Origin of the sequence: Kitasatospora sp. NPDC057518, from assembly GCF_042802075.1 — a bacterium.
In the GTDB taxonomy this organism is placed as follows: domain Bacteria; phylum Actinomycetota; class Actinomycetes; order Streptomycetales; family Streptomycetaceae; genus Kitasatospora.
In genome coordinates, this window is record NZ_JBHVEU010000600.1 from 1 (window position 1) to 4,404 (window position 4,404).

Sequence of the window (4,404 nt, forward strand, 5' to 3'; positions counted from 1 at the left end):
GTCCTGTCGTTCGTCGTCGGTCAGTGGCCGCCCTCGTCGACCACCTCGACGTCGGCGACCTCCTGCTCGATCTCCTCGGCCGGCAGCGCCACCCGGATCGCCCAGTAGTAGATGGCCACCGAGAACACCGACACCAGGGCCATGTCGGTCCACAGCGGGATCCGGCCGATGCCGTCGCCGAAGCCGCCGAGCCAGGAGATCAGGCCGAGGCCGATCAGGTAGGGCGGCAGCCACTGGGCGGCCTTCCAGCTCAGTCGCGGCGCGTTCGGCAGGCCCTTCCTGATCGCGTACGCGGCGTAGCTCCCGAGCAGGACGTAGCCGAGCACGATCGCGATGCCCAGGCGGGAGAGGGTGTGCCAGCCGGACCAGTAGATGATCAGGCTGGAGACCACGAACGCGGCCGGGGAGATCACGCCGCCCGCCGGCAGCCGGTAGGGGCGCTCGCGGTCGGGCAGCCGGCGGCGCATCGCGCCGAAGGCCAGCGGGGCGCCGGCGTACATCAGCACGCTGGCGGAGGTGATGAAGCCGACCAGCTCCTGCCAGCTCGGGAAGGGCAGGAAGCAGATCACGCCGGTGACGAAGGCGATGACCAGGCCGAACCACGGCACGCCGTTCTTGTCCAACTCCTCGAAGCGCTGCGGGGCGTAGCCGTTGCGGCTCAGGCCGTAGGAGATGCGCGAGGTCGAGGTGGTGTAGATCAGCCCGCTGCCGCCGGGGGAGATCACGGCGTCGGCGTACAGCACCCAGGCCAGCCAGCCGAGGCCGACGGTGGTGGCGAGGCCCGCGAAGGGGCCGTCGATGCCGGGGAAGTCGAGCTTGTCCCAGCCGTTGGCGAAGGAGCTGACCGGCAGCGCGCCGATGAAGACGACCTGGAGCAGGGTGTAGACCACGGCGCCGATGGCGACCGAGCCGAGGACGGCGCGGGGGATGTCGCGCTTGGGGTTGCGGCTCTCGCCGGCCAGCTGGATGGCCTGCTCGAAGCCGAGCAGGGCGAAGATGATGCCGCTGGTGCTGATCGCCGCGAGCACGCCCTGGGCGCCGAACGGGGCGAAGCCGTGCGAGGTGAAGTTGGAGCCGTGGAAGTTGGTCACGGCGAGCACGAAGATCGTGAACAGCGGGACGAAGATCTTCAGCCAGGTGGCGACGTTGTTGGTGCGGGCCAGGACACGCACGCCCAGGAAGTTCACCGCGACGAACACCGCCATGAGCACGGTGGCGACGGCGAAGCCGCTGGCGGTAAGGGTGTTGTTGTCGTTGAGCAGGCCGCCCGCCCAGGGCCAGTGCCGGGCGTAGCCGATCATCGCCTCGACCTCGATCGGCGCGACGGTGGCCGCCTGGAGCCAGGAGAACCAGCCGAAGGACATCCCGGCGAGGCCGCCGAAGGCGTAGTGCGGGTACCGCGCGGTACCGCCCGAGACCGGGAACATGCTGCCGAGCTCGGCGTGCACGAGCGCGAGCAGCACGATCGCCACCGTGCCGATGCCCCAGGAGACGACGGCGGCCGGGCCGGCCGCCACGACGCCTTCCTTGGCGCCGAACAGCCAGCCGGAGCCGATGATCGAGCCGACCGAGGCCCACATGAGGCCGACGAGGCCGACGTGGCGGCGCAGCGACCGCTGGGCGGTGCCGGTTTCGGAACCGGTGCCCTGGCCGGGCGGCGAGATCTGGTTGAGGGAAGCCATGAACGATCTCTCTGTGTGTGGGGACTCCGGGGTGGGCGGAGCGATGAGAGTTGCCACACACTAGGACTTTTCAGTCCCCTCTGCACAGATTTCATTACTGAATGTTTACATTCTTTTCCGGACATCCTTGCAGGTAGGGGGCGTTATGGCGCCCGGCATATTACGTATCCGATCGATCCGACCGAAATTCGGGCCGCGCCGTGCGGGGTCGCATGATAGGGGAAATTCCCGAGGATGGGAATAGTGGGCTCCGTATAGCGGAGCGGCGCTAGTCCACCAGATCGGACGGGTCGGTGTTGGCGCCGCAGAGCAGCACGGCGACGCGCTCGCCCTCGGCCCGGTCGACGGCGGCGAGCGCCGTGGCGGCCGCGTACTCGACGGCGATCCGGCGGTCCTCCCAGAGCTGCCGGCGGGCGCGCACGATGGCCTCGTCGTCGACCAGCACCGACCGGACGCCCTCGTGCGCGGCGGCGTCCACGGCGAGGGCGGTGGCCCGGCGGGCCCCGAGCGAGTCCTGGGCGACGGAGTCCACCGGGACGTCCACCGGGCGGCCCGCGGCCAGGGCGGCGTTCAGCGCGCGGCTGCCCGTCGGCTCCACGGCGAGCACCCGGATGCCGTGCTCGCGGGCCGCCACCGCCACCCCGGCGAACAGCCCGCCGCCGCCGACCGACACCACCACCGTGTCCAGCCCGGGCACCCCGGCGCGGATCTCCGACAGGACCGTCCCGGCGCCGGCGGCGATCAGCGGGTGGTCGTACGCGTGCGAGGACAGCGCCCCGCTGCCGGCCGCGAACTCCTCGCAGGCGGCCAGCGCCTCCGCGTACTCCCGGCCCGCCAGCCGTACCTCGGCGCCGTACGAGCGCAGCCGCGCCAGCTTCACCGGGGAGGCCGTCTCGGGCAGGAACACCGTTGCGTGGACGCCGAGTTCGCGGGCCGCCCAGGCGCAGGCCAGCCCGGCGTTGCCGCCCGAGGCGATGGTCACCCCGGCGTCCGGGAGGGTGCCCGCCTCGGCGTGCGCCAGCAGGAAGTTCTGCGCGCCGCGCGCCTTGAAGCTGCCGGTGTGCTGGAGGAACTCCAGCGCCAGCCAGGTCCGTCCGCCGTCGTCCCCCGGTGCCACCGCCACCGGGCGCACCCGCCCGGCGATCCGCTTCCCGGCGGCCTCGACCTCGTCGTACGTCAGCTGGTCCATCGTGTTCCGCTCCTTCGTCGAGTGGGACGTGCCGCCGGGAGTCCCGGCCAGGACGACCGTACGTCCCGTCCGTGGGCGAAGGAAAGATCACGAACGCCGGGGCCGGACCGCGCGTAGGCTGGCCCCGTGCGATTCGTGATCCTCCCCCCGCCGGCCCGCTAGCGGGCGGCCCACTCCACCTCCTCCGGCCCGACGGGACTGCCCGCAGCCGGGGCGATGACTGCCGCCCGCGTACCCAGCGGACCTGAACCGGCAACTCATCGTGGAGTACCGACGCATGACCTCGTACACCGCCGTGCCCTTCCGGCGCGGCCTCCTGTCCATCTCCGCCGCCGCCGTCGCCTGGGGCGTCGGCGGCGCCGTCTCCGCACTGCTGATGAGCACCAGCGGGCTCGGCCCGGCGGGCGTCTCCTGCTGGCGCTTCGGCGTCGCCGCGCTCTGCCTGGCCCTGCTGCCGGGCCGCCGGCCGCGCGCCGGGCGGGGCGCCGCCGGGTGGCGCTCCGCCGCGCTGACCGGGCTCGGTCTGGCGGTCAGCCAGTGCGCCTACTTCGGCTCGGTGCGGTACGCGGGCCTCGGGCTGGGCACCCTGATCACCATCGGCGCCGGCCCGGTGTTCACCAGCCTCGGCGCCCACCTGCTGCTCGGCGAACGCCTGACCCGTCGAACGGCGGCCGCGGCCGCCCTGGCCCTGGCCGGCCTCGCCCTGCTGGTGGCCGCCCCGGCGGCGGGCCCGCGCCCGGCCCTCGGCGTCGCGCTGGCCGTCCTCGCGGGCGGCGGCCAGAGCGGCCTCACCCTCTGGGCCCGGGGCGGCGGCTCGGCCCGGGCCGGCACCGGCGCCTTCACCACCGGGCTGCTCTGCCTGCTTCCGCTCGTCGCCGTCCAGGGTGTCCAGGGCGTCCTGCCGGTCGACGGGGACCCGCTGGTGACCGCGGTGGCGCTGCTCTTCCTCGGCACCGTGCCCACCCTGTTCGCCTACCGCTGGTACTTCACCGGCCTGACCACCGTGCCCAGCACGACGGCCGCGGTGCTGGTCCTGCTGGAGCCCGCGACCGCGGCGGTGATCGGCGTGCTCTGCCTCGGCGAGCCGCTGACGGCGGGCCTGCTGGCGGGCTCGGCGCTGCTGCTCGCGGCCATCGCGGCGCTGGCGCGGGAGTAGCGGCTCCGGCGCGGGAGCGGCGGAGGGCGGGGGCCACCCGGGCGGGCGTCCTGTGGTCGCCGGGGGTCCGGTGGCGTGCTGTCGTGGTCCGCATGAACAGCTCACTGCCGGCCCGGGTGGCCGCCGCGACCGCCTCCGCCCTCCTGCTCCTCCCGCTCGCCGTGGCCGGGACCGTGGCCGCCGCCGGTCCGGCGGCGGCGACCGGGCGCCGGGACGTCACCGCCGACCAGTGCCGGAGCGCGGGCGGGCACGTCGAGGGCAGCGGCTACTGCGTCGACGCGGACGGCGAGGACGCCTGGGGCGAGCCCATCGACGGCCAGGCGGTCAACCCGAACCCGCGGCCCGGGGAGGAGTGAGCGCCGTACGGGCCCCGCGCC

4 protein-coding genes are annotated in these 4,404 nt (G+C 73.9%); 2 read left to right on the plus strand and 2 right to left on the minus strand.

What is annotated here, in order from left to right; all coding sequences use genetic code 11:
* Window positions 1–20 precede the first annotated feature (20 nt).
* Window positions 21–1,682 carry an APC family permease gene (locus ACFU7Z_RS36840; protein ID WP_049658055.1) on the minus strand — a complete coding sequence of 554 codons (1,662 nt, stop codon included), beginning with the start codon at window positions 1,680–1,682 and terminating at the stop codon, window positions 21–23.
* Between the two features lie 268 nt (window positions 1,683–1,950).
* A complete protein-coding gene (locus ACFU7Z_RS36845; RefSeq protein ID WP_380782429.1) occupies window positions 1,951–2,871 on the minus strand; it encodes a serine/threonine dehydratase in 921 nt (306 codons plus the stop codon).
* Between the two features lie 277 nt (window positions 2,872–3,148).
* Here ACFU7Z_RS36845 and ACFU7Z_RS36850 point away from each other — a divergent pair, with 277 nt between their 5' ends.
* Together ACFU7Z_RS36850 and ACFU7Z_RS36855 are read left to right on the plus strand one after the other, a co-directional pair.
* Window positions 3,149–4,027, plus strand: coding sequence for a DMT family transporter (locus tag ACFU7Z_RS36850; protein ID WP_380782431.1), 879 nt, complete (start codon window positions 3,149–3,151; stop codon window positions 4,025–4,027).
* Between the two features lie 92 nt (window positions 4,028–4,119).
* Window positions 4,120–4,383: a hypothetical protein gene (locus tag ACFU7Z_RS36855; RefSeq protein WP_380782433.1), complete on the plus strand. Its 264-nt coding sequence runs from the start codon at window positions 4,120–4,122 to the stop codon at window positions 4,381–4,383.
* Window positions 4,384–4,404 lie beyond the last annotated feature (21 nt).

What these genes read in the sequence shown, in the direction of transcription:
- ACFU7Z_RS36855 (WP_380782433.1), top strand. Translation starts at nt 4,120, where the DNA reads ATGAACAGCTCACTGCCGGCCCGGGTGGCCGCCGCGACCGCCTCCGCC.
- ACFU7Z_RS36845 (WP_380782429.1), bottom strand. Translation starts at nt 2,871, where the DNA reads ATGGACCAGCTGACGTACGACGAGGTCGAGGCCGCCGGGAAGCGGATC.
- ACFU7Z_RS36850 (WP_380782431.1), top strand. Translation starts at nt 3,149, where the DNA reads ATGACCTCGTACACCGCCGTGCCCTTCCGGCGCGGCCTCCTGTCCATC.
- ACFU7Z_RS36840 (WP_049658055.1), bottom strand. Translation starts at nt 1,682, where the DNA reads ATGGCTTCCCTCAACCAGATCTCGCCGCCCGGCCAGGGCACCGGTTCC.